Annotated in this window: 21 protein-coding genes; 4 read left to right on the top strand and 17 right to left on the bottom strand. The window is 71.3% G+C overall.

Features of this window, described 5'->3' with window-relative positions; translation table 11 throughout:
• Nucleotides 1-167: 167 nt before the first annotated feature.
• The 10 genes from ACWGST_RS02545 to gabT all read right to left on the bottom strand — a co-directional run bounded on the left by ACWGST_RS02545 (nucleotide 168) and on the right by gabT (nucleotide 11,451).
• Nucleotides 168-1,373: a UDP-N-acetylmuramate dehydrogenase gene (locus ACWGST_RS02545; RefSeq protein WP_452045058.1), complete on the bottom strand. Its 1,206-nt coding sequence runs from the start codon at nucleotides 1,371-1,373 to the stop codon at nucleotides 168-170.
• A 1-nt stretch (nucleotide 1,374) separates the two neighbouring features.
• Nucleotides 1,375-1,800 (bottom strand): MaoC family dehydratase, encoded by a 426-nt coding sequence (locus tag ACWGST_RS02540; protein ID WP_452045057.1) that lies wholly within the window; start codon nucleotides 1,798-1,800, stop codon nucleotides 1,375-1,377.
• A complete protein-coding gene (locus ACWGST_RS02535; RefSeq protein WP_452045056.1) occupies nucleotides 1,800-2,246 on the bottom strand; it encodes an FAS1-like dehydratase domain-containing protein in 447 nt (148 codons plus the stop codon). Before ACWGST_RS02535 ends, ACWGST_RS02540 begins: the two co-directional genes overlap by 1 nt.
• Nucleotides 2,247-2,283: 37 nt before the next feature.
• On the bottom strand, nucleotides 2,284-2,901 hold the full coding sequence (locus ACWGST_RS02530) for a DUF937 domain-containing protein (protein ID WP_452045055.1): 618 nt from the start codon (nucleotides 2,899-2,901) through the stop codon (nucleotides 2,284-2,286).
• 192 nt (nucleotides 2,902-3,093) lie between these two features.
• Entirely contained in the window at nucleotides 3,094-4,734 is a 1,641-nt protein-coding gene (locus ACWGST_RS02525) for an APC family permease (protein ID WP_452045054.1), read from the bottom strand.
• Nucleotides 4,735-4,745: 11 nt separating this feature from the next.
• Nucleotides 4,746-5,615 (bottom strand): universal stress protein, encoded by an 870-nt coding sequence (locus ACWGST_RS02520; protein WP_452045053.1) that lies wholly within the window; start codon nucleotides 5,613-5,615, stop codon nucleotides 4,746-4,748.
• On the bottom strand, nucleotides 5,615-7,039 hold the full coding sequence (locus ACWGST_RS02515) for a flavin monoamine oxidase family protein (protein WP_452045052.1): 1,425 nt from the start codon (nucleotides 7,037-7,039) through the stop codon (nucleotides 5,615-5,617). The genes ACWGST_RS02520 and ACWGST_RS02515 overlap by 1 nt, the downstream gene beginning before the upstream one ends.
• Before the next feature lie 149 nt (nucleotides 7,040-7,188).
• On the bottom strand, nucleotides 7,189-8,658 hold the full coding sequence (locus tag ACWGST_RS02510; protein ID WP_452045051.1) for an NAD-dependent succinate-semialdehyde dehydrogenase: 1,470 nt from the start codon (nucleotides 8,656-8,658) through the stop codon (nucleotides 7,189-7,191).
• Nucleotides 8,659-8,746: 88 nt separating this feature from the next.
• A complete protein-coding gene (locus tag ACWGST_RS02505; RefSeq protein WP_452045050.1) occupies nucleotides 8,747-10,078 on the bottom strand; it encodes a Glu/Leu/Phe/Val family dehydrogenase in 1,332 nt (443 codons plus the stop codon).
• Nucleotides 10,075-11,451: a 4-aminobutyrate--2-oxoglutarate transaminase gene (gabT, locus tag ACWGST_RS02500; protein ID WP_452045049.1), complete on the bottom strand. Its 1,377-nt coding sequence runs from the start codon at nucleotides 11,449-11,451 to the stop codon at nucleotides 10,075-10,077. Before gabT ends, ACWGST_RS02505 begins: the two co-directional genes overlap by 4 nt.
• 228 nt (nucleotides 11,452-11,679) lie before the next feature.
• Between gabT and ACWGST_RS02495 the strand changes: the two genes are divergently transcribed.
• Nucleotides 11,680-13,317 carry a PucR family transcriptional regulator gene (locus tag ACWGST_RS02495; RefSeq protein WP_452045048.1) on the top strand — a complete coding sequence of 546 codons (1,638 nt, stop codon included), beginning with the start codon at nucleotides 11,680-11,682 and terminating at the stop codon, nucleotides 13,315-13,317.
• Between the two features lie 200 nt (nucleotides 13,318-13,517).
• Here ACWGST_RS02495 and ACWGST_RS02490 read toward each other — a convergent pair whose 3' ends face one another.
• Nucleotides 13,518-14,981, bottom strand: a complete 1,464-nt coding sequence (locus ACWGST_RS02490; RefSeq protein ID WP_452045047.1) for a glycoside hydrolase family 1 protein — start codon at nucleotides 14,979-14,981, stop codon at nucleotides 13,518-13,520.
• 132 nt (nucleotides 14,982-15,113) lie between these two features.
• Nucleotides 15,114-15,719: a PadR family transcriptional regulator gene (locus ACWGST_RS02485; protein WP_452045046.1), complete on the bottom strand. Its 606-nt coding sequence runs from the start codon at nucleotides 15,717-15,719 to the stop codon at nucleotides 15,114-15,116.
• A gap of 76 nt (nucleotides 15,720-15,795) precedes the next feature.
• Here ACWGST_RS02485 and ACWGST_RS02480 point away from each other — a divergent pair, with 76 nt between their 5' ends.
• From ACWGST_RS02480 to ACWGST_RS02470, 3 genes are all read left to right on the top strand, one after another.
• Entirely contained in the window at nucleotides 15,796-16,278 is a 483-nt protein-coding gene (locus tag ACWGST_RS02480; RefSeq protein ID WP_452045045.1) for an SgcJ/EcaC family oxidoreductase, read from the top strand.
• Between the two features lie 65 nt (nucleotides 16,279-16,343).
• Complete coding sequence (locus ACWGST_RS02475) at nucleotides 16,344-16,538, top strand: DUF1918 domain-containing protein (RefSeq protein WP_452045044.1); 195 nt, start codon at nucleotides 16,344-16,346, stop codon at nucleotides 16,536-16,538.
• A gap of 44 nt (nucleotides 16,539-16,582) precedes the next feature.
• A complete protein-coding gene (locus ACWGST_RS02470) occupies nucleotides 16,583-17,350 on the top strand; it encodes an SGNH/GDSL hydrolase family protein (RefSeq protein WP_452045043.1) in 768 nt (255 codons plus the stop codon).
• Between the two features lie 40 nt (nucleotides 17,351-17,390).
• Here the strand turns inward: ACWGST_RS02470 and ACWGST_RS02465 are convergent, their stop codons facing one another.
• The 5 genes from ACWGST_RS02465 to ACWGST_RS02445 form a co-directional block, all read right to left on the bottom strand.
• Nucleotides 17,391-17,900, bottom strand: a complete 510-nt coding sequence (locus tag ACWGST_RS02465; RefSeq protein WP_452045042.1) for an FBP domain-containing protein — start codon at nucleotides 17,898-17,900, stop codon at nucleotides 17,391-17,393.
• 61 nt (nucleotides 17,901-17,961) lie between these two features.
• The gene (locus ACWGST_RS02460) at nucleotides 17,962-18,888 is read right to left on the bottom strand and encodes a bile acid:sodium symporter family protein (RefSeq protein ID WP_452045041.1); all 927 of its coding nucleotides are present in this window, start codon (nucleotides 18,886-18,888) and stop codon (nucleotides 17,962-17,964) included.
• Between the two features lie 114 nt (nucleotides 18,889-19,002).
• Nucleotides 19,003-20,361, bottom strand: coding sequence for an aminotransferase class V-fold PLP-dependent enzyme (locus tag ACWGST_RS02455; protein ID WP_452045040.1), 1,359 nt, complete (start codon nucleotides 20,359-20,361; stop codon nucleotides 19,003-19,005).
• A gap of 262 nt (nucleotides 20,362-20,623) precedes the next feature.
• Nucleotides 20,624-22,021, bottom strand: a complete 1,398-nt coding sequence (locus ACWGST_RS02450) for an NtaA/DmoA family FMN-dependent monooxygenase (protein WP_452045039.1) — start codon at nucleotides 22,019-22,021, stop codon at nucleotides 20,624-20,626.
• A gap of 100 nt (nucleotides 22,022-22,121) precedes the next feature.
• Nucleotides 22,122-23,213 (bottom strand): fatty acid desaturase family protein, encoded by a 1,092-nt coding sequence (locus ACWGST_RS02445; protein WP_452045038.1) that lies wholly within the window; start codon nucleotides 23,211-23,213, stop codon nucleotides 22,122-22,124.
• Between the last annotated feature and the right edge of the window lie 57 nt (nucleotides 23,214-23,270).

Raw genomic sequence — 23,270 nt, 5'->3', positions numbered from 1 at the left:
CCCCAGGCTAGCGCTCCTGACAGCGACTCTTGTTGACGCTTCGACTGACTTGATTCAACAACTCTAGTTTCTGCTTGCGGTGTTGTGCGTAGTGCGGAGCGCGGAGCGCGGAGCGCGGAGTGCGGAGTGCGGAGTGCGGAGTGCGGAGTGTGGAGCGCGGAGGGAAGCTAGAGCTCGACGCCGACGAGCACGGGCTCGGGGCGCAGCACGATGCCGAACTCGGCCTGCACGCGCCCCTGCACGAAACGCGCGAGCGTCGCGACCTCGTCGGCGGTCGAACCGCCGCGGTTCGTGAGCGCGAGGGTGTGCTTCGACGAGATCGCGGCGCGCGATCCCGGCAGCGCGAACCCGCGGCGGATGCCCGAGTGCTCGATGAGCCACGCGGCCGAGAGCTTCACGAGCGGCTCGGCGGCGGGGTCTGCGCTCTCGACCGACACCTCGTCGCCGAACTCCTCGAGCTCGGCCTGATGCGCGAGGAACGCGTCGAGCGGCGACCCCGACGCGAGCGAGCCGAGCGGGGTCACCTCGTCGGGTGCCTCGGGTTCGACGTACCAGCGGGGCGCCGACGCCGGCAGCGTACGCGCGGCGTGCTCGCCCACGATCGGGTTCGTGAAGAACGATCCGGCGCTCACCGAGTCGGGGTCGCCCGGGTCGAGCACCATGCCCTTCGAGGCGCGCAGCGCGAGCACGCTGCCCCGCACTGCTGCGATGGCCACCCGGTCGCCCTGCTGCACGTGCAGCGCGTCGGCGAGCTGGCCGTAGGCGATCGGCTGCCCGAGCGCGTCGCCGAGCACCGCTCGTTCAGCGGCCGTGTCGTGCAGCTCGAGTTCGACGGTCACGACGATGCCGGGCAGCCCCTGCTTCAGCACCGAGGTGCGGTAGCCGAGCTCGAGTTCGGCGGCCGACATGCGGCGCGGAGTCTCGGCGCCCTCGTCGAGGAACTCGATCGCGACGAGCGTCGATGCGAGCTCTTGCCCGTAGGCGCCGATGTTCTGCACGGGCGCGGCACCGACCGAGCCGGGAATGCCCGAGAGCGCCTCGATGCCCGAATACCCGTGCTCGACGGTCCACGCGACGAGGTCGTCCCACGTCTCGCCGGCTTGCACGCGCAAGCGCACTGCGCCCTCGGTTGCCGCCTCCGACGGCAGCACCTCGATGCCCTTCGTCGCCACCTGGATCACGGTGCCGTCGAAGCCATCGTCGCCCACGAGCAGGTTCGAGCCGCCGCCGAGGGCGAGCCACGCGTCATCCGTCGCCCAGGTCTGGGTCGCGAGGTCGACGAGATCGCGCTGCGTCGTCGCCGTGACGAGGCGGCCGATGGGGCCGCCGACCTGCAGCGTCGTGAGATCTGCGAAGCGGATGTCGCGGCTCATGTCAGGCGAGGGTGACGCGCACTTGCGCCTTGCCGAGCACCGTGGCGTCGTCGACGGTGACCGTGAGGTCGATGCGCGCGACGGATTCCGACGCGTCGAGCTGGCCGACCTTCGCCGTGACTGCGACCGACTGGCCGCCCTGCGGGTCGACGACGACGGGGCGCGTGAAGCGCACCTGGTAGTCGGCGATGCGGCCGGGGTCGCCGACCCAGTCGACGACGGGCTGCACCGCGAAGCCCATGGTCAGCATGCCGTGGGCGAGCACTCCCGGCAGACCGACGGCGGCGGCGACGTCGTCGCGGTAGTGGATCGGGTTGAAGTCGCCCGAGGCGCCGGCGTAGCGCACGAGCGAGTCGCGAGTGAGGGCGAACGAGCGCTCGGCGACGACGTCGCCGACGGTGAGGGATGCGAAGTCGGGGGCGGGCATCAGTCTTCTCCTCGCACGACGAGCTGCGACAGGGCGGTCACGACGTGGGCGCCGTCGGCGTCGACGATGACCGACTCGGCCACGACGATCGAGTGCGCGCCGAGGGTCTTCACGCTCGAGACCGTGAGGGTCGCGGTGAGCAGGTCGCCCGCGACGACGGGGCGCGTGTACGTGAAGCGCTGGTCGCCGTGCACGACGCGCGTGAAGTCGATGCCGGCGTCGGGCTCGGCGAGCAGCTGCGCGAGGGTCAGCTCTTGCACGACGATCGGGAACGTCGGCGGAGCGACGACATCGGCGTACCCGGCCGCACGCGCGGCCTCGGGGTCGAGGTTGATCGGGTTCGTCGCGAACACGGCGCGGGCGAACTCGCGCACCTTCTCACGACCGACGAGATAGGGCTCGGTCGGCGGGAGGACCCGCCCCTGCAGCTTGGGGTTCACTGGCACCCCGCCAGTCTATGCGGGGTGCCATTCACCTCGCGGGTCAGCGCTTGCCGCCGCCGAGGAGACCGCCGAGGAGGTCGCCGAGGCCGCCACCGCCCGACGAACCGGATCCGCCGCCGAGGAGACCGCCGAGCATGTCGCCGAGACCGCCGCCACCGCCCGACGAACTGGATCCGCCGCCGAGGAGACCTCCGAGCAGGTCGCCGATGCCACCGCCCGACGACTCGGGCGCCGCGGCTTCGGCCGACGACGACTGCCCCTGGCCCAGGAACTTGCTCGCGAGGAAGCTCAGCACGATCGGCGCGAGGATCGGCAGGAGCTTGCCGATGAGGTCGCCGGCCCCGCCCTCTTTCTTGTCGAGCGCCTGCACGACCTGGTCGGTGTTGTCGCCGAAGACGTTCTTCACGATCTTCTTGCCGTCCTCCTCGTCGACGTCGGCGAGGTTCACGCCGCCCTCGACGAGCTTCGAGCCGTGCTTGGCGACGGCCTTCTCGAGCGACGCGGCACCAGCCGGGTCGGCGGCGTTCGCGCCCATGCCCGCGAGCAGCGCGGGCAGTGCCTCGTTCACCGCCTGCTTCGCGGTCGCCTCGTCGACGCCGAGCTTCGCGGCGATGTCGGCGATCGGAAGGTCGGCGATGATGTCGTCGAGTGCAGCCATGTCGGGTTCCCATTCCGGCGCCCGCGGGCGGGGCGTCCATGTTCACCGTATCGATACCGATGCCCCGGACGAAAGCTCCCGACGTGTTCGCGGCCGGCGAGGCGTCGCTGCTCACGGCCAGGGTCGTACGCACCGTCGTGGCGGGCGCGACGGTGTTCGAGGGCTGACGCCGCCCCGCGGCATCCGCTCGGCTCAGTCGCCCGCGACCGCCTTGGTGCCCGCGCCCGCGCCGGCGACCGCACGTGTGAGCGACTCGCCGCGGAAGAAGCCGGGGCGGCGCTTGGCCTGCACGAACATGACGACCACGCCGGTGAGGATGATCACGACACCGAGGATGAACACGAGGCCGACACCGCCGATGTTCGAACCGCTGCCGTAGTCGGGGTTCATCGAGTCGATGAGCGTCGTGAAGAACAGCACCGCGAGGATGAGTCCGCCGACGAGCGGGGCGATGAACATGAAGAAGGCGTTGCGCGCGCTCGCGAACCACTGCTTGCGGAAGTACCACACGCACGCGAATGCGGTGAGCCCGTAGTAGAAGCAGATCATCATGCCGAGCGTCGTGATCGTGTCCCACAGCACGTCTTCGCTCACGAAGCGCATGACGGTGTAGAAGACCGCGGCGACGACGGCCGAGACGACCGTGGCGTAGCCGGGCGTGAAGAAGCGCGGGCTCACGCTCGCGAACTTCTCGGGCAGGGCGCCGTAGTGGCCCATCGCGAGCAGCGTGCGCGCCGGCGACACGAACGTCGACTGCAGCGACGCCGCCGAGCTCGAGAGCACCGCGAGCGACATGAGGATCGCGAGCGGGCCGAGGATCGGACCCGAGAGGTAGAAGAACGCGTTCTCTTGAATCTCGGGGTTGCCGAGCCCGACGCCCGCCTCCCCGATGCCGGCGAACGCGAGCGCGCCCATCGCGACGAAGAGGTAGATCGCCACGACGATCGTCACGGTGAGGGTCGCCGCACGGCCCGGCGTGGTGCGCGAGCCCTTCGTCTCCTCGTTCATCGTGAGCGTCACGTCCCAGCCCCAGAACACGAAGAGCGAGACCGACAGACCCGCGACGACGGCGCTGAACGATCCCACCTCGAACGGGTTGAACCAGCTCAGCTCGACCTGCGTCGGGTCGAACGCGGTGCCGTTGGCGACATGCCAGAACGCGGCGACGCCGAAGCCGATCATGACGAGCAGCTGGAAGCCGACGAGCCAGTACTGCACCTTCTGCGTCGTCTGCATGTCGCGATACGAGATGAGCGTCGCGCCGAGGATGAACACGAGACACGTCGCGACGTTCACGAACGGGTTGCCCACCAGCGAGGCGATGTCGGGATTGTTGAACGCCTGTGCGAGCGCGAGGTAGAAGAACTCGACCGCGATGCCCGCGAGATTCGAGAGCACCACGATGGTCGCCGCGATGAGGCCCCACCCCGCCATCCAGCCGATCCACGGGCCGAAGGCGCGGGTCGCCCACGTGAACGACGTGCCCGAGTCGGGCATGGCGTTGTTGAGCTCGCGGTAGCCGAACGCGACGAGCAGCATCGGGATGAAGCCGAGCAGGAAGATCGCGGGCAGCTGTGTGCCGACCTCGGCGACCGTCGGGCCGAGTGCGCCGGTCAGCGTGTACGCGGGCGCGATGCACGAGATGCCGATGACGATCGCGCCGATGAGGCCGACCGAGCCGGCCGAGAGGCCCTTCTTCGAGAGCCCGAGGTCGGCGCCGTCGACCGAGGCGCTCGCCGTGGTCAGCGGGGCGTGCGGCTCGGAGTGGTGCGGGTGCGGGGCGGGTTGGTGCGGTTGGTGCGGTTGGTGCGGTTGGTGCGGTTGGTGCGTCATTGCGGTGTCCTTCAGGAGGTGGAGCGCGGCACGACGATCATCGGCACCGGCAGCTCGCGCAGCATCTTCGATGCGGTCGAGCCCAGGAAGAGGCGGCTGGGGGTCGCGAGGCGGCTGGAGCCGACGATGACGATCTCACCTGCATGCCAGTCGAGCCCCGTCACCGCCTGCTCGATCGTGTCGCCGGTGGCGACCACGACGGTGGCCGTCGTGCCGGCGGGCAGCGCGCGGCGCGCCTCGTCGAGCACCTCGTCGGCGTGGGCGGTGCTCGCGAGCGAGGCGAGCTGCTCGTCCATGCCCGCGGGCAGGTCGATCGAGACGAGCGAGACGAGTCGCAGCGGCGCGTGCATGACCCGGGCCAGGCGCACCGCGACGTCGCGAACCGAGCCGGCGCCCGAGCGCATGCCGACCGCGCCCGTGATGCGCGTCACGCCGACCGAGACGGGCACCTCGCGGGAACCCGCCGGGGCGAGCGCGACCGGCACGTCGGATGCGTGCAGCAGGTCGTTCGCCACCGAACCGATGCGAGAACGGCCCAGGATGCCGCCGCGTGCCGCGCCCACGACGATGAGCGAGGCGTCGAACTCGTGAGCCGCGGCCACGAGCCCCTCGGCGAACGACTCCGCATAGCGGATGTGCAGCGCCTGCTCGACGCCCTCGTCGAGACGGGCCGACGCCTCGGCCAGCCAGCCGCGCGAGCGCTCCTTCAAATGGCGCTCGTACCCGGTGTCGGGCGGCACCACGGCGCCGCGCGCCTCGATGGGCAGCACCATGACGACCTCGAGCAGCGCCTCGCTCGCGGCGGCGAGTCGCCCGCCGAGGGCGAGCGCATCGGCGCCGGATTCATTCGCGGTGTACCCGACGACGATGCGGGAGACCATCAGCGTGCGGGGCTCTCGTCGGCGGGGCTCTCGTCGGCGAGGATCTCGTCGGCCAGGATCTCGTCGGCCACCTCGCGCCCGACGCGGATCGCGCCGTCGACGTGCTGGTAGCCCTTGCCCGCCATGTCGGAGCACGAGAAGTGGATCGGCCCGACGGGCGTGCGCAGGTCGGCGCCGTACCGCGCGAGGCCGCCCATGTCGAAGCTCGCCGCGTACGCGCCGCGGGTCCACTCCTCGGAGCCCCAGTCGCTCTCGTAGTAGACGACCGGGTTCAGCGCCTCGGGGCCGTAGTAGTGCGACATCGACTCGAGGATCCGGGCCTTCCGCTCCTCGGCCGGAAGCGTGAAGACGCCGTCGGCCTCCTCGTCGGAGACGAAGCCCACGAGCGTGCCGCGCGGGTCTTCGTGGTTCGTGTTGTCGTAGGCCTCGTGGCACAGCTCGTAGGGGCTGAATGCGGTGCCGCTCAGACCCTGCGCACGCCAGAACGGCGTCTCGTAGACGGCGTGCACCTTGATGACGAAGCCCATCGAGAGGTGCTGGTGCATCTGGTGCTGGCGACGCGGCAGCGGCGGCTCGTACGAGATGCGGTTGATCAGCACGGGCGGCAGGGCGAGCACGACGTGCCTCGCGTGCACCTCGAGCGAGTCGGTCACGGCGACGACGCCTGCGGCCGGGACATCCGCTCGCTGTTCGACAGGGCCGGCCCATCGGATCGTGCGCACCGGCTGACCGAGGCGCACCGCGTCGCCGAGGCGCGCGGCGAGGCCGAGCGGCACCTGCTGCAGGCCGCCGACGACGCGCTTGTCGAGGATGAAATCGGCGTCGACGAGGTTCGAGAACGAACCGGCCGATGCCGCCATGAGCAGCGCCTGCAGCGCCGAGAACGCGTGCGCGGGCTTCGTGAGCATGGCGCCGGCGATGAACATGCCGATGTTCAGGCGCGCCTCTTCGTCGTCGGTCTGCGTCTCGAGCCAGTGCGCGAACGAGATCTCGTCGAGCTCCTTGGCGCGCGGGTGCGCCCACGGCGCCTCTGGGTCGATCTCGGCGACGAGGGCGTCGAGCTTCTCGATGAGGCCGACGATCTCGTTCTCGGTCTTGGCCGGCACCGGGAAGATGTCGCCCTCGAAGAGCCGGCGCTCGCCGTTCGCGCCGATGTAGACGTTCTCGCCGTCGCGGTAGCGGGTGTAGGTCTCGAGGCCGAGCTCGTCGAGCGTCTCGATGAGCGCGTCCTGGTCGGGCGAGACCCACTGGCCGCCGATCTCGAGCATGGCGCCGTCGATCTCGTCGGTCCAGAGGCGGCCGCCGATGCGGTCGCGCGCCTCGAGCACGACGACCGACGTGCCGGCGTCCTTCAGCCGGTTGGCGGCGGTGAGGCCCGAGGCCCCGGCGCCGACGATGACGACGTCGCAGTCGATGCGTTCCATGTGCGAGTGCTTCCTTTTCGTTCCGTTGATCGAGCGGGCCCGTGTTCGTGTCGTTGGTCGAGCAGGCCCGCCAGGGCCGTATCGAGACCCCGTGACGGATCCCGATACGCTCGCCGCGCTCGCTACTCGATCAACGGGTGGGGCGTGGGTCAGCTCACGGGGATGAGCGTGTACTTCGTGTCGAGGTACTCGTGGATGCCCTCGAGCCCGCCCTCGCGGCCGATGCCCGACTGCTTGATGCCGCCGAACGGCGCCGCCGCGTTCGAGACGAGGCCCGTGTTCAGGCCCATCATTCCCGTGGCGAGGCGGTCGATCATGCGGTGGCCACGGGCGAGGTCCTGCGTGAAGACGTACGAGACGAGGCCGTACTCGGTGTTGTTGGCGAGGCGCACGGCCTCGTCTTCGGTCGAGAACGTCGTGATGCCGAGCACAGGGCCGAAGATCTCTTCGCGGAGCAGTCGCGCGTCGGCCGACACGTCGCCGAGCACCGTCGGTGCGTAGAACGTGCCCGCGCCGTCGATGACGGTGCCGCCGGTGAGGATCTTGGCGCCCTTCGACACCGCGTCCTGCACGAGCGCCTCGGTCGAGGCGACCGCCTTGTCGTCGATCAGCGGGCCGATCGTGATTCCCTCTTCGGTGCCGCGGCCGACCGTGAAGCCGGCGACGCGCTCGGCGACCCGCTTCGAGAACTCGGCGGCGACCGCCTCGTGCACGATGAAGCGGTTGGCGGCGGTGCAGGCCTGCCCGATGTTGCGGAACTTGGCGAGCATCGCACCGTCGACGGCCTTGTCGAGGTCGGCGTCCTCGAAGACGACGAACGGCGCGTTGCCACCGAGCTCCATGCTCGTGCGCAGGATGCCCTGCGCCGCTTCCTTCATGAGGCTGCGGCCGACCTCGGTCGAGCCCGTGAAGCTGAGCTTGCGCAGCCGCGGGTCGGCGATGATCGGGCCCGAGACCTTCGACGAGGTCGACGTCGCGATGACGTTGACCACGCCGGCGGGCAGGCCCACCTCTTCGAGGAGCTGCACGAACGCGAGGGTCGTGAGCGGCGTGAGTGCCGGGGGCTTGATCACGACGGTGCAGCCCGCGGCGAGCGCGGGAGCGATCTTGCGGGTCGCCATCGCGAGCGGGAAGTTCCACGGCGTGATGAAGAACGACGGGCCCACCGGGCGCTGCGACACGATCATGTTGCCGGTGCCCTCGGGGTTCAGCCCGTAGCGGCCCGAGATGCGCACGGCCTCTTCGCTGAACCAGCGCAGGAACTCGCCGCCATACGCGACCTCGCCCCGCGCCTCGGCGAGCGGCTTGCCCATCTCGAGCGTCATGAGCAGCGCGAACTCCTCTTTGCGCTCCTGCAGCAGGTCGAACGCCCGGCGCAGCAGCTCGCCGCGCTGACGCGGGGCGGTCGCCGCCCACGCATCCTGCGCGGCGACGGCGGCGTCGAGCGCCTTGATGCCATCGGCGACGGATGCATCGGCGATCTGCTTGATCGTCCGGCCGGTCGCCGGGTCGACGACCGCGAGGGTCTTGCCGCCCTCGGCGTCGACCCACTCGCCGCCGATGAAGAGGCCGCCGTCGACCGCGTCGAGCACGGTCGCTTCCTGAGTTGCAGTCGTCATGCGTGTGGTTTCCGTTCAGTCATGGTCGATCTTCTCCTCGAGCTGCCGATTCTGCACGAAATCGGGCGACTCGGTGTGCGGTCGAGGCTCAGGGGTAGAGGCCGCGCAGCTTGTGCGCCTCGGCGACGCGTTCGACGGCGAGCGCCGTCGCGGCGGTGCGAAGCGAGAGCCCCCGCGCCTCGGCGTAGCCCAGCACGTGCTGCCACGCACTGAGCATTCGCTCCTCCAGTCTGGACTCCACCTCGTCGGCGCGCCACCAGTAGGCCTGGTTCGCCTGCACCCATTCGAAGTACGAGACGATGACGCCGCCCGCGTTCGCGAGGATGTCGGGCACGACGAGCACGCCGTTCTCACGGAGGATCGCGTCAGCGCCCGGCGTCGTCGGGCCGTTCGCGCCCTCGACGATGACGGTGGCCCGAACGCTCGCGGCGTTGCCCTCGTGCAGCACGCCCTCGACGGCGGCCGGCACGAGCAGGTCGACGTCGAGCGTCAGAAGCTGCGCGCCGTCGATCGCCTCGGCGCCGATGAAGCCGACGACCGAACCGGTCGCCCGCACGTGCTGGCTGAGCGCCTCGATGTCGAGGCCCGCGGCGTTGAAGACGGCGCCGTACTGGTCGCTCACCCCGGCGACCGTGACGCCGGCCTCCGACAGGAACCGCGCGGCATCCGCACCGACCTTGCCGAAGCCCTGCACCGCGGCGGTCGCGCGCGACGGCTCGAAGCCCCGGTGCCGAAGCGCGGCAAGTGCGATGTGCGTGACCCCGCGGCTCGTCGCGGAAGCCCGCCCCTGCGAACCGCCGAGTGCGATGGGCTTGCCGGTCACGATGCCGGGCACCGTGTAGCCGCTGGTCACGGAGTAGGTGTCCATGATCCAGGCCATCGTCTGCTCGTCGGTGCCGACGTCGGGCGCGGGGATGTCGCGCTCGGGGCCGATGATCGGCAGGATCTCGCTCGTGTAGCGGCGGGTCACGCGCTCGAGCTCGGCCGTGGAGTGCTCGCGGGGGTCGATCGCGACTCCGCCCTTCGCGCCGCCGTACGGCACGTCGAGCAGGGCGCACTTCCAGGTCATCCACATCGCGAGCGCCCGCACCTCGTCGAGGTTCACGTTCGGCGCGTAGCGCAGGCCGCCCTTGGCCGGGCCCCGAGAGAAGTTGTGCTGCACGCGGTGGCCGATGTAGAGCCGGCTCTCACCCGAGTCCATGCGAAGCGGCACCGCCACCGTGAGCTCGCGGCGCGGGGTCGCGAGCATCTGGTGGATGCCGTCGGTGTAGCCGAGCAGGCCCACCGCCTCGGCGAGCTGGGCGCGCGCGTCGGTGAGCGGCGTCGCGATGTGCAGCTCGGCGGGGCCTGCTGCGATCAGCGGGCTCGCCGGGGCATCCGTTGCGGTCGACGTCGTCGGCGCCGCGAGGAGGTCGGTCATGCGTTCTTCAGCCCTTCCGCGACGACCGAGAGGCCGTCGATGAGCAGTTCGTCGGTGATGGTGAGCGGCGGCAGGAAGCGGATGACGTTGCCGTAGGTGCCGCACGTCAGCACGACCACGCCGTTGGCGTGCGCGTACGTGGCGACCGCGCCCGTGAGCGCCGCGTCGGGGGCGCCGGTCGCGGGGTCGACGAGCTCGATCGCGACCATCGCGCCGCGTCCGCGGACGTCGCCGATGCGGGGGTCGGCGGTGCGCAACGCGTTCAGGCGGCCGATGAGCACGGCGCCGATCTCGCGGGCCCGGTCGATGAGGCCGTCGGCCTCGTAGGTCTCGATCGTGGCGAGCGCCGCGGCGCAGGCGAGCGGGTTGCCGCCGTAGGTACCGCCGAGGCCACCGGCCATCGCGGAGTCCATGATGTCGGCGCGGCCGGTGACCGCCGAGAGGGGCAGGCCGCCGGCGATGCCCTTGGCCGCCACGACGAGGTCGGGCACGATGCCCTCGTGCTCGCTCGCGAACCAGGCACCGGTGCGGGCGAAGCCGGTCTGCACCTCGTCGGCGATGAAGACGACGTCGTTCGCGCGCGCCCACTCGACGAGTGCGGGAAGGAACCCCTGGGCCGGCACGATGAAGCCGCCCTCGCCCTGGATGGGCTCGATGATGATCGCGGCGAGGTTCTCGGCGCCGATCTGCTTCTCGATGACCGAGATGGCGCGGGCCGCCGCCTCGGCGCCCGAGAGGCCGCCGTCGCGGAAGGGGTAGCTGAGCGGCGCCCGGTACACCTCGGACGCGAACGGCCCGAAGCCGCTCTTGTACGGGATGTTCTTCGCGGTGAGCCCCATCGTGAGGTTCGTGCGGCCGTGGTAGGCGTGGTCGAACGCGACGACGGCCTGTTTCTTCGTGAAGTGGCGGGCGATCTTGACCGCGTTCTCGACGGCCTCGGCGCCCGAGTTGAAGAGGGCCGAGCGCTTGACGTGGTCGCCGGGGGTGAGCTCGTTGAGCTTCTCGGCGACGGCGACGTAGCCCTCGTACGGCGAGACGGTGAAGCACGTGTGCGTGAACGAGTTCAGCTGCGCGGTGACGGCCTCGACGACGCGGGGCGCCGAGTTGCCGACGCCCGTGACGGCGATGCCCGAGCCGAGGTCGATGAGCGAGTTGCCGTCGGCGTCGACGATGACGCCTCCGCCCGCTGCGACGACCGAGATGGGCAGGGTGTGGCCGACGCCCGAGGCGACGGCGGCCGCCTTGCGGGCCATGAGCTCCTGCGAGCGCGGGCCGGGGATGGCTGTGACGAGGCGGCGCTCCTGGGCGAGCGCGGGCCCGCCGGTCGGGGTGGCCGGGCCGGTCGTGGCGGCCGGGGTGTCGACGAGAGTCATGAGTGCTCCGATGCGGGAAGACGACGGTGGCTGATGCGGGCAATGCTAGGTCGAGCCGAGTGGATGTCTCTGCGCCAGGGTGTACACTCGAGCGCAGTTAATTGGACGCCACGTACATCATGCGTCCGTTGATCGAGTAGGCCCGCCAGGGCCGTATCGAGATCCCGCACCAGGTCTCGATACGCTCCTTCGTCGCTACTCGACCGACGTTCCACCGAAGGAGCCGCAGTGCAGCCGACCGTGCAGACCCTGCTCGACCGACCCGAGCTCGCGCTCGGCCTGCTCACCCCGGCCGACGCCCTGCCCGACGGCGCACTCGCGACCCCCGTCGTCTGGGCGCACAGCTCCGACCTCGCCGACCCCACGCCGTTCCTCGACGCCGGGCACGTGCTGCTCACGACGGGCACGCAGTTCGGCGACGACGTCGAGCCGGGGTTCGCCGCCGCCTACGTCGCCCGCCTCCGCGAGCGCGGTGTCGCCGCGCTCGGGTTCGGCACCGAGGTCATCCGCGAGGGCACGCCCGAGTCGCTCGTCGACGCGTGCGCGGCGCAGGGCCTGCCGCTCTTCGAGGTGCCCTACCGGGTGCCGTTCATCGCGATCGCGCGCACGGTCGCCGACCTCATCGCCGAAGACGCGTTCGCCAGGCAGGCCTGGGCGCTCAACGCCCAGCGCGCGATCTCGCTCGCCGCGCTCCGCCCCGACGGCCTCTCGGCCACGCTCGCCGAGCTCTCGCACCGGCTCGGCGCCTGGGTCGGACTCATCGAGGCGACCGGTTCCCTCGATCGCGAGGCTCCCGTCGACGGTCTCGGCCAGCCGCTGCTCGGCGAGGTCGTCGGCGAGGCGCGCTCGATGCTGCGACGCGGCCAGCGCGCGAGCCGCACCCTGCTCGCGGGCGAGTCGACCGAGTCACCCCAGCGCATGACGCTGCAGACGCTCGGCGGCGGCGGGGCGCTGCGCGGGGTGCTCGCGATCGGCGACTCCCCCGAGCTCGACCAGGCCGGCCGCGAAGTCGTCACCTCGGTGATCGCGCTCGCGGGCCTCGCCCTCGAACAGAACCGCGATCTCGACCGCGCCCGCGGTCACCTGCGAACGGGGCTGCTCCGCGGCATCCTCGCCGGAGATCTGACCCTCGCCGAGCGCGTGGCGACCGAGATGTGGGGGCCGCTGCCGTCGGCGCCCATGCGCATCGCAGTGACGGATGCCCCGTTGACCGCCGTCGACCGACTGACCGAGTTGCTCGAGCTGCGCGTCGAAGAGCGCGGCGGCCGGCTCTTCTTCGGGCGTGACGACGAGCAGTTCGTGCTGCTGCTCGAGGAGGCCGACACGGGCCTCGCTGACGAGATCGCGGCGGAGTTCGAGTTGCCCGTCGGCGTCTCCGACCCCGTGGGCACGGGCGGCGCGGGCACGAGCGGCGCCGGCGGGCCCGGCACGGGCGGTACTGGCCGCGCCGGCATCATCGGCGGCGCCGGCGGCATCGGCGGCGCCGGCGGCATCGCGCTCGCCCACGAGCAGGCGCTGCGCGCGGTCGAGCGCGCCCGCGAATCGGGCTCGGGAGTCGTGCACTTCGACGAGATCAGCCGGCAGGGCGTGCTCGCGTTCCTCGCTCGCACCGATGCGCGAGCCGTCGCGCTCGCGACGCTCGCCCCGCTCGCCGAGCACGACGACGAGAACGGCACGACCCTGCTCACGACGACCCGCACGTGGCTCGAGCACGGCGGCCTGTTCGACGCCACCGCGCAGGCGCTCGGCGTGCACCGGCACACCGTGCGCAGCCGCATCGCGCTCGCCGAGCGGCTGCTCGGCCGCGACCTCTCGGGCTTCCACGCGCGCGCCGACCTCTGGGCCGCCCTGCTCGCCGTCGGCTGACCCCCGCCGCCCGTCCCGCCCGCCGCCCTTCCCGCCCGCCCCCTTCCCGCCCGCCCCCGCCCGATCCCCTCCGCCGAGTGTTAACGCCGACCGCCGAGTGTTAACGCCACGCGCCGCAAGAGCGGGTCGACCGTTAACACTCGGCGGAAGGGAGTTGCAGGGAAGGCGCGGGGCAGGCGCAGGGAAGGCGCGGGGCAGGCTCAGCCGCGCGAGCTCGCGATGCGGTCGCGGTACCAGTCGTACGAGTCCTTCGGGGTGCGCTCGCCGGTCTCGAAGTCGACGTGCACGAGCCCGAAGCGCTGCGTGTAGCCTTCGGCCCATTCGAAGTTGTCGGTGAGCGACCACAGGTAGTAGCCGCGCACGTCGACGCCCTGGTCGATCGCGCTGCGCACGGCCGCGATGTGCGCGTCGAGGTAGCCGATGCGCGCATCGTCGTGCACCGCTCGGGCGGCACCTACGCCGTCGGCACCCGCACCACCCGCGCCGTCGCCACCCACGCCGTCCGCATCCGCACCACCCACCCCGTCGCCACCCGCGCCGTCGCCACCCGCGACCACCTCATCGGGGAACGACGCCCCGTTCTCGGTGATCACGACGGGCGGCAGCCGGTCGCCGTAGTCGCGCGCGAACGAGACGAGTAGTTCGGTGAACGTCTCGGGCATGATCGGCCAGTCGAAGCCCGTCGTCGGCACGCCCTCGAACTCGACGGGCTCGAACGGCAGGCCCGCCGCCGCGAACTCGGAACCTTCCGAAGGCGCCGCCACCCGCGTCGGGTTGTAGAAGTTGATGCCGTAGAAGTCGATCGGCGCACCGATCAGCTCGAGGTCACCAGCTTCGAGGCCGGGCATCGCCTCGAGCCCGAAGCCCGACAGGTCGGGGTAGGCCCCGGTGAGCACGGGGTCGGCGAAGATGCGGTTGTAGATGAGATCGAAGGCGCCTGCGGCGAACTGGTCCGCTGGGGCATCCGATGCCGGCACCATCAGCGTGTGGTTGTTCGTGATGCCGACCTCGGCGTCGCCCCGCTCGCGGATCGCGGCGACGGCGAGCCCGTGCGCCAGCAGCTGGTGGTGGGCGGTCGGCAGCGCACCCATCATGAGCGCGTGGCCCGGCGCCTGGCTGCCGAGCGCGTAGCCCTGCAGGGTCGTCATCGCGGGTTCGTTGAGGGTGATCCAGCGCTGCACCCGGTCGCCGAGACGGTCGACCACGAGCCCCGCGTACTCGGCGAGCCGGTAGGCCGTGTCACGGTTCAACCAGCCGCCCGCGGCCTCGAGCTCCTGCGGAAGGTCCCAGTGGTACAGCGTCGGCACCGGCGCGATGCCGGCGGCGAGCAGTTCGTCGACGAGACGGTCGTAGTAGGCGAGGCCCGCCTCGTGGGCCGGGCCGGTGCCGCCGGGCTGCACGCGCGGCCACGAGATCGAGAAGCGGTAGTCGTCGGCACCGAGCCCCGCGAGCAGGGCCACGTCGTCGCGGTAACGCCGGTAGCTGTCGGCGGCGAGCTCGGCGTTCGAGCCGTCGATCACGAGGCCGGGCGTGCGGGTGAACACGTCCCAGATCGACTCGCCGCGGCCGTCCGCCCTCGTCGAACCCTCGATCTGGAAGGCCGCGGTGGCCGCGCCCCAGCGGAATCCCTGCGGGAAGGTGCGGTCGGGGGTGGTTGCGGTCATGGTGAACCTCGCTGTTCGTCGCCATATTCGAGCGAGTGGATGCCGCGGCATCCACTCGAATCAATGTGGGACGTTTGACCCACTCTCGCAACCATAGCCGCCCGTGCACGATCAGGAAAGGCGGAGCCGACGTCACCAGCCGGGCGGCGGCGGCACTTCGGAGAGATCGGGCCATGGCAGCCGGCCCGACTCGAGGTCGTCGACGAGTGCGGCCATCCACTCGCGCTCGGCGACGAGTCTCGCCTGCTCGAACTCGGCCTCGAGCAGCAGGATGCGCGGCACACCGCCCGCCTCGGCGAGATCGCCGGTGAGACGGGCGATCTTCAGCTCGATCGCGGCGACCCGGGCGCGCAAGGCGGCCAGGGTCTCGTCGGGGCCGAGCGCGCCGACGAATGAGAGCGCGGCGTACGCGAGCGTCGCGTCGGGATCGGGCGTCGCGAGCAGCAGCGAGACCCTGCGGCGCAGTTCGGCCCGGCCCGCGTCGGTGATGGCGTACCGCATGCGCTCGGGCCGGCCGGGCGTCTGCTCGGCGCCGGCCTCGGTGATGAGACCCGACTTCTCGAGCTTGTCGACGGCGTGATAGAGGCTGCGGGGCAGTCCGACGACGAAGTCCTTGCGGGTGGCGACCATGAAACGGTGCATGTCGTAGGTGTGCCGCGGCCCGAGGCTGAGCAGCGCCAGCACCGTGAGCGCGGGCAGATCGCGGTCGGCGCGCTGCAGTTGGTCTCGAGTCGTCACGTCACGAGCCTAGCGAACGCGGCGTCTTTCATTAGTGCAGATTGCATTACTGCAGAATGCATGTGACGATGGAGGGATGAACGAGCCGATGAACACCACCGCAGCCACGACGCCGCCCGAGAGCGGCTCCGACCACGCCGAGGTGCTCGCCGCCCTCGACCGACTTCGCGCCGCATGGGACGCGGGCGACGCGGCCGCCTACGCGCACGAGTTCACCGACCACGCGAGCTACGTGATCTTCGCCGGCGTCGTCGACATCGGGCGAGACGCGATCCGCCGCGCGCACGTTCCCGTGTTCAATACCTGGCAGCGCGGCACCCGCATGTCGATGCAGGTGCTCGACCTTCGATTCATCGCACCCGACGTCGCCGTCGTGGTCACCGACGGCGGCATCGGCAAGGGCGCACGCATCCGGCACGACAAGGTGCAGACCTTCGTCATGGTGCGCGACGGCTCGACCTGGCGCTGCGCGGCGTTCCAGAACACGAAGAAGAACCGCCTCTTCGTCGCCATGAACCGTCGGGCGCTGCAGCGCATGGCCACGTCGGACGCCCGCTGACGGCCGCGCCTCCTTCCGCCCGCCGAGCGCCCGGCGTACGCTGGAACCACTCGGAGGAGGACGCGATGCGCGCAACGGTCGGAGAACACCTCATCATCCACGCCAAGCAGGTCGGCCAGCCGCCGCGGCACGGCGAGATCCTCGAGATCCGCGGCGAAGACGGCGGCCCGCCATACCTCGTGCGGTTCGACGACGGCCACGAGACGCTGCTCTATCCCGGCGCCGACTGCGAGCTCGAGGGCGAGCACGAGGCGCACTGAGCCGCTTCGACGGGCTGAGCGAACGCCGCGATAGCGTGGAACCCATGTTCCACTCCTACGCGGCGATCGGCGACAGCTTCACCGAGGGCGTCGGCGACGAACTGCCCGACGGCTCGGTGCGCGGCTGGGCCGACTTCGTGGCGATCGGCCTCGCCGCCGCGGCGCGCGAGCCCATCGGGTACGCGAACCTCGCGATCCGCGGCCGCAAGCTCGGCCCGATCATCGACGAGCAGCTCGCCCCCGCGATCGCCCTGCGCCCCGAGCTCTTGAGCTTCAACGGCGGCGGCAACGACATGCTGCGCCCCCGCATGGACGAGCAGGTCACGGCCGCGCGGTTCCGCGACGCGATCGAGCGCATCCGCGCCGAGGGCATCCACGTGCTCATGCTGAGCGGCGCGAACCCGACCGACCACATCCCCATGGGCAAGGTGTTCGACGCGCGCGGTGCACGCCTCACCGCGGCGCTCGTCGACCTCGCCGATCGCCCCGGTGTCACCTTCGTCGACAACTTCAACGACGTCGGCCTCCGCGACATCCGCTACTGGTCGCCCGACAAGCTGCACCTGAACGCCCTCGGTCATGCGCGCGTCGCGAGCAACGTGCTGACCGGGCTGGGCGTCGCGGTGCCGGTCGAGTGGGGCGTCGAAGAGGTGGCGGCTGCGCCCGCGGGCCCCAGGAGCCGCAACACCGCCGCGTACTACCGCGAGTTCGTGCTGCCGTGGATCGGGCGGCGCCTCACCGGCCGATCGTCGGGCGACGGGCGCACGGCGAAGCGGCCGACGCTCGAGCCGGTTCCGGATGCCGCGGCCTGACGCCTTCGCCTGATCGAAACTATCGGGCCGGCCCCTCGCCTCAGGCGACCCCGAGCACGTCCGCGACGAACGCGCGCGTGCGCCGAGCGAGCCCTTCGATGCGCTCGAGCTCGTGGGCGCTCGGCTGCACCTCGGACGGCGCCGGCGGCCGGCCGAGCCGCACGGTCTCCTGACACGCGAGGTCGGCGCAGATGTACGTGCCGACACTGTCGCCGCGCTCCCCGGCGGGCCCGGCGCGCCGCGCGGTGAATAGTTCGACCTGGTCGCCCGGCTGCTGCGTGTGGCAGAGGTTGCAGATCGCCGCACGGTGATGCGCACCGGGGCGCGAGCCGGTGCGGCCGGCGGCCCGCAGCACGATGCCGACGGGCAGCCCCTCGAGCTCGGTCACGAGGTACCCGCGAGCCGGAATGCGCGGGTCGCGCCAGCCGAACGCGTCGAGCGGAGCCCACTCGGTGACGAAGAACCCCACGGGCAGCGCGAGCTGCTCGAGCTCGGCGGCATTCGCGTTGCCGAACAGCGAGCGCACCTCGTGCTCGTCGAGCGTCTGCATGCGCCCCCCTCTCGTGCGTGACCTGCCCAGTCTACGAATCGGGCGGCCGACGCACCGAGGCTCAGCTCGACGGCTCCCCCGCCTCGGCCCGCACGGCGGGCGCGCCGGGCCCCGCGGCATCCGCTCGCTCCGATGCGCCGCCGCGCCCGCGGATCAGGAAGCCGAACGCGAGCGCCACGAAGAACATGAGCACGCCGTAGACCGCGGCGGGCAGGCTCATCTCGACGCTGCCGATGACGGTCTGCGCGATGACGATCGCGAGGGTCGCGTTGTGGATGCCGATCTCGAACGAGCTCGCGATCGACTGCGCCCGGCCGACCCGCAGCATGCGCGGCACGAGGAAGCCGACGGAGAGGCTCAGCACGCAGAACACCACCGTGATGGCGGCGAGGGTGCCGAAGTTGTCGAGCAGCAGGTCGAGGTTCGAGACGATCGCACCGGCGATGACGACCACGAGGATGACGACGGACGCGATGCGCACGGGCTTGTCCATGCGGTCGGCGAAGGCCGGGCGCCACCAGCGCACGAGCATGCCCAGCACGACCGGCAGCAGCACGATCGCGAACACCTCGACGGTCTTCGCGAGCTGCAGCCCGAGGGTGTCGTCGCCCGGCAGGAAGTACGCGATCGCGAGGTTCGTGATGAGCGGCAGCGTGAAGACCGCGAGCACCGAGTTGATCGCCGTGAGCGAGATGTTCAGGGCGACGTCGCCGCGGAACAGGTGGCTGTAGAGGTTCGCCGTCGTGCCACCCGGCGACGCGGCGAGCAGCATCATTCCGACCGCGAGCACCGGCGGCAGCTGGAAGACGAGCACGAGGCCGAGGCAGAGTGCCGGCAGCACGATGAGCTGGCAGACGAGGGCGATGATCACCGCCTTCGGATGCTTCGCCACGCGCGCGAAATCGGCGGGGGTGAGTGAGAGTCCGAGCCCGAACATGATGATGCCGAGGGCGACGGGGAGTCCGATGGTGGTCAGCGCTGATCCCATGCCGCCAAGCATGGCCTACCGCGCAGCCCGGTTGCGTATCGATTCGGTGACGGATGCCGCGTGGCGCGCGTCACTCGGTCGGGCCCGGGTGCTGCCGGGTCGAGTCGATCCTCGTCAGGCGAGCGCGAAGTCGGGGCGGGGACGGTCGTCGACGCGCGGACACCAGCCTTCGGGCGAGCGGTCGTATTCGTGGGCGGGGCCGTCGGCGATGAGCCTGGCGAGCGCGTCGAGGAACCGGTCGACGTCGTCGGCCGAGCTGCCGGCGCCGAGGCTCGCCCGAAGCCCGTTGGATCGGGTCGCGACGCGGTCGAAGAAGGGATGCGCGCAGAAGCGGCCGGCGCGCACCGAGATTCCGTGCTCAGCGCCGAGGGCCGCCGCGAGCAGGCCCACCGAACCGCGTTCGAGCTCGATCGTCGCGATGCCGAGACGATCGGCATCGCCGTCTCGAGGGTCACCGGCGTCGGGGAACCCGCTGATCACGCGCACGCCGCGCTGGGCGGCGAGACCCTCGTGCAGCCGTCGGGTGAGCGCCTGCTCGTGCGCACGGCGGGCGCCATCGCCGAGCCGTTCGAGTTCGGCCAGCGCGCGGGCGAGCGCGACGGCGCCGACGACGTTGGGCGTGCCGGCCTCGTGCCGGTCGACCCCGTGCTTCCAGTCGACCCCGTCGACGCGCACCGCGTCGACGGCGCCGCCGCCCGCGAGGTGGGCGGGTGCCTCGTCGAGCCAGTCGGCCCGGCCGACGAGGGCCCCGGCGCCGAAGGGCGCATAGGCCTTGTGGCCCGAGAAGGCGAGGTAGTCGATGCCGGTCGCGGCGAGGTCGACCCGGCGGTGCGGCAGCAGTTGCGCCGCATCGACCGCGATGCGCGCGCCGCGGGCGTGGGCGATGTCGGCGAGCCGGCCGATCGGCAGCACCTCGCCCGTGACATTCGAGGCGCCGGTCACCGAGAGCAGCGCGGCGGGCCGGCGGGCGAGCTCGGCGTCGAGTGCGTCGAGGGTCGCGGCGATCGTCGGCCGACCCTCGACGACGCGGCGCGAGCGCCACGGCAAGAGGTTCGCGTGGTGCTCGAGGTCGAGCACCACCGTGTCGCCCGGCACGGCGGCGGCGAGCAGGTTCAGGGCATCGGTCGTGTTGCGGGTGAAGATGACGAGGTCGTCAGTGCGGGCGCCGACATGCCGCGCGACGGTGCCGCGCGCGTCTTCGAGCAGCGAGGTCGACAGCTGCGAGGCATAGCCCGAGCCGCGGTGCACGCTCGCGTAGTACGGCAGTACGCGGGTCACCTGCTGCGCCACGACCTCGAGCGCCGGCGCCGACGCGGCGATGTCGAGGTTCACGTGCCGCACGGCGCGGCCGCCGAGCACGGGCACCTGGAGCCCCGCATCGACGAGTGCAGCGAGCGGGCCGGGGCCGGCCGGCATGACGCGGGTCTCCGTCGCCCGCGCCTTCCGTTCGATCACCATGCTCGCTGCAGTCATGCCGCGACGCTACGGCCCGCCTGAGTCGCTCGCCAGTGTCGCCGGTCACACACCTCAACCTCGCGCAATACGGCGTCACACGGCGTCACTGTTGCCCGCCGTCACTGTCGCCCGCCGTCACTGTCGCCCGCCGTCACTGTTGCGCGTTCAGGGGATCTGGGCGACACGCCGTGCGAGGAGCCGCGCTTGGCGGCGTGTCGCCCAAATCCCCTGAACGAGCAACATCACACCACCTCTGAACGAGCAACATCGACCTCTCACGTCAGAGGTGCGCGGGGGCGAGGTCGGGCCGGGCGAACACGCTTTCGGGCCGCCCGAGCCCGAGATGCTCGCGCAGCGTCTCGCCCTCGTACTCGGTCGGCAGCAGCCCGCGCCGCTGCAACTCGGGCGCGACACCGAACGCGAACGCCTCGAACTGCTGCGGCTGCACGGCCGAGAGCACGTTGAACCCGTCGACGGCCCCGGCGTCGCCCCACGCCTCGAACTCGGTCGCGATGTCGGCCGCCGTGCCGACGATCATCGAGGCGTTGACCGATGCGGCGACCACGAGGTGCCGCAGGGTCGGCGGGCGCTCGCCCGAGGGGCTCCGGCCGGTGCGCTCGGCGACGATCTCGACGAGCTCCTGCCCGGCGGGGCTGAACTCGCCGACGAGCGCGGGAGTCACTGCACGGTCGGGCGAGAGCCCCACGAGGTCGACCCCGACGAGCAGCGACAGCTGCGCGAGCGAGCGGTTCGACGGGAACGCGGCCGGCGGCCCGTCCGGCCAGTCCTCGGCGATCTGCACGAGCTCGCTGAGCTCGTCGGCGATCGACTGCGCGTGCTCGCGCGTCTCCCCCACGATCGGCAGCACGGGCGCGATGACCTTCAGGGTGCGATCGTCGCGGCCCGACTCGAAGGCGAGCGAGCGCAGCTCCTCGCGAAGCGCGATGGCCTGCGCGCGGTCGCCGACGGCGACGAGTGCGAGGTCGGCGCTCTGCGCGGCGAAGAGCCGCGACCTCGGCGAGATGCCGGCGTGCACGATCGGCAGGTGCCCCTGCACCGGGCGCGGCACGTTGAGCGGACCCGTCACGCTGAGGTGCTCGCCGTGGAAGTCGGTGGCGTGCAGCTTCAGCGGGTCGAGGTAGGTGCCCGCCGCGGCATCCGCAATGATCGCATCGTCGTCGAAGGAGTCCCAGAGGCGCCGCAGCACAGCCTCGAATTCGACGGCGCGGTCGTATCGTGCCGCGTTCGCGGTGTGGAAGTCGACGCCGTGATTGCCGGCGGCGCGCGGCTCGCCGCCCGTCACGAGGTTGAGCCCGACGCGTCCGCTCGAGAGCAGCTCGGCCGACGCCGTCGCGCGCGCCAGCGTGTACGGATCGGAGTAGCTCGTGTTCGCCGTCGCGATGAGCCCGATGCGGCTCGTGACACCCGCGAGGTAGGTGATCGCCGAGATCGGGTCGACCCGGGCGACGAGGTACGGATCCTGGAACTCGAGGTCGTGGCCCGTCGCGAGCCAGTCGCCGAAGAAGAGGTAGTCGAGCCGGGCCGCCTCGGCGACCTCGGCGGCGCGCCACAGCACGGCCGCGTCGCCGCGCGGGTCGCGGTGCGCACCCGGGTACCGCCACCCCGACGGGTACGCCCCGATGGCCCTGACCATCGCGCCGATGATGAGTCGTGTCATGTCGACCTCCCCACCCGACGCTAGAGAGGGCGAGCGGATGCCGCGAGGCCGGTCGTCACACGTGTCAACGCGAGGTCACGCGGCGTCACGCGCAGCCGGCTCAGATGCTCGCCCGCACCGCCAGGAGGGGGCACTCGAACGGGTCGCGCTCGCCGAGTCCGACGCGGTTGATGTAGCGGAACACGATCGCGTACGAACGCCACAGCGTGGTCTGCGTGTAGGGCACGTCGTGCTGGTGCAGGTAGTCGGCGATGAGCGGTGCCGCCCGCCGCAGGTACGGCCGGGGCATCGACGGGAACAGGTGGTGCTCGATCTGGTAGTTCAATCCGCCCATTGCGAAATCGAGCACCCGATTGCCGCGAATGTTGCGGCTCATGAGTGCCTGGCGGCGCAGGAAGTCGAGCTTCAAGCCCGCCGGCACGAGCGGCATCCCCTTGTGGTTCGGGGCGAACGACATGCCCATGTAGAACCCGAACACCCCGAGCTGGATCGCGAGGAACACGATGGCCTTGTCGGGCGAGAGCACGAGGAAGACGAGCGCCAGGTACCCGAAGATGCGCACCGCGAGGAAGGCGATCTCGACCGGGCGCCGTGCGAGGTGTTCGCGGGCGAGCACCCGGTGCACGCTCGACGCGTGCAGCGAGAGCCCCTCGAGCAGCAGGATCGGGAAGAAGAACAGCCCCTGGTGCGCGATGAGCCAGCGGAAGAACGCCGCCCTCTGCTGCACCGCCTGCTCGGGAGTGAACGCGACGACGGGCAGGTCGATGTCGGGGTCGGCACCGATCTGGTTGGGATTCGCGTGGTGGCGGGTGTGCTTGTGCTGCCACCATCCGTAGCTCATGCCCACGAAGCCGCCGAGGATGAGGCTCGCCCAGTCGTTCCACTTGCCCGAGCGGAAGATCTGGCGGTGCGCGGCATCGTGGCCGAGGAACGCGGTCTGCGTGAAGAGGAAGGCGAAGCCGACCGCGGTGAACATCTGCCACCACGTGTCGCCGATCCACACGAACAGCACGATCGCGCCGCCGATGGCGACGGGCACCGCGATGAGCTTCGTCCAGTAGTAGCCGTAGCGGCGGCGCATGAGCCCGGCCGACTTCACGAGCCGGGCGAGTTCCGTAAAGTCGCTGTTTCCCGGCGAACCGCCTGACGCGACGAGGGGTCTGGGTTGGGGCGCGATCGCCTGGCTGGTCATGAAGACCTTCTTCCTGCCGTTCCCGGGTGTTCGGGGAACGGTACGGGAGCGACGCCG

Source organism: Agromyces sp. NPDC055520 (assembly GCF_053619715.1).
This window is presented reverse-complemented; position numbering and strand designations above follow the sequence as displayed.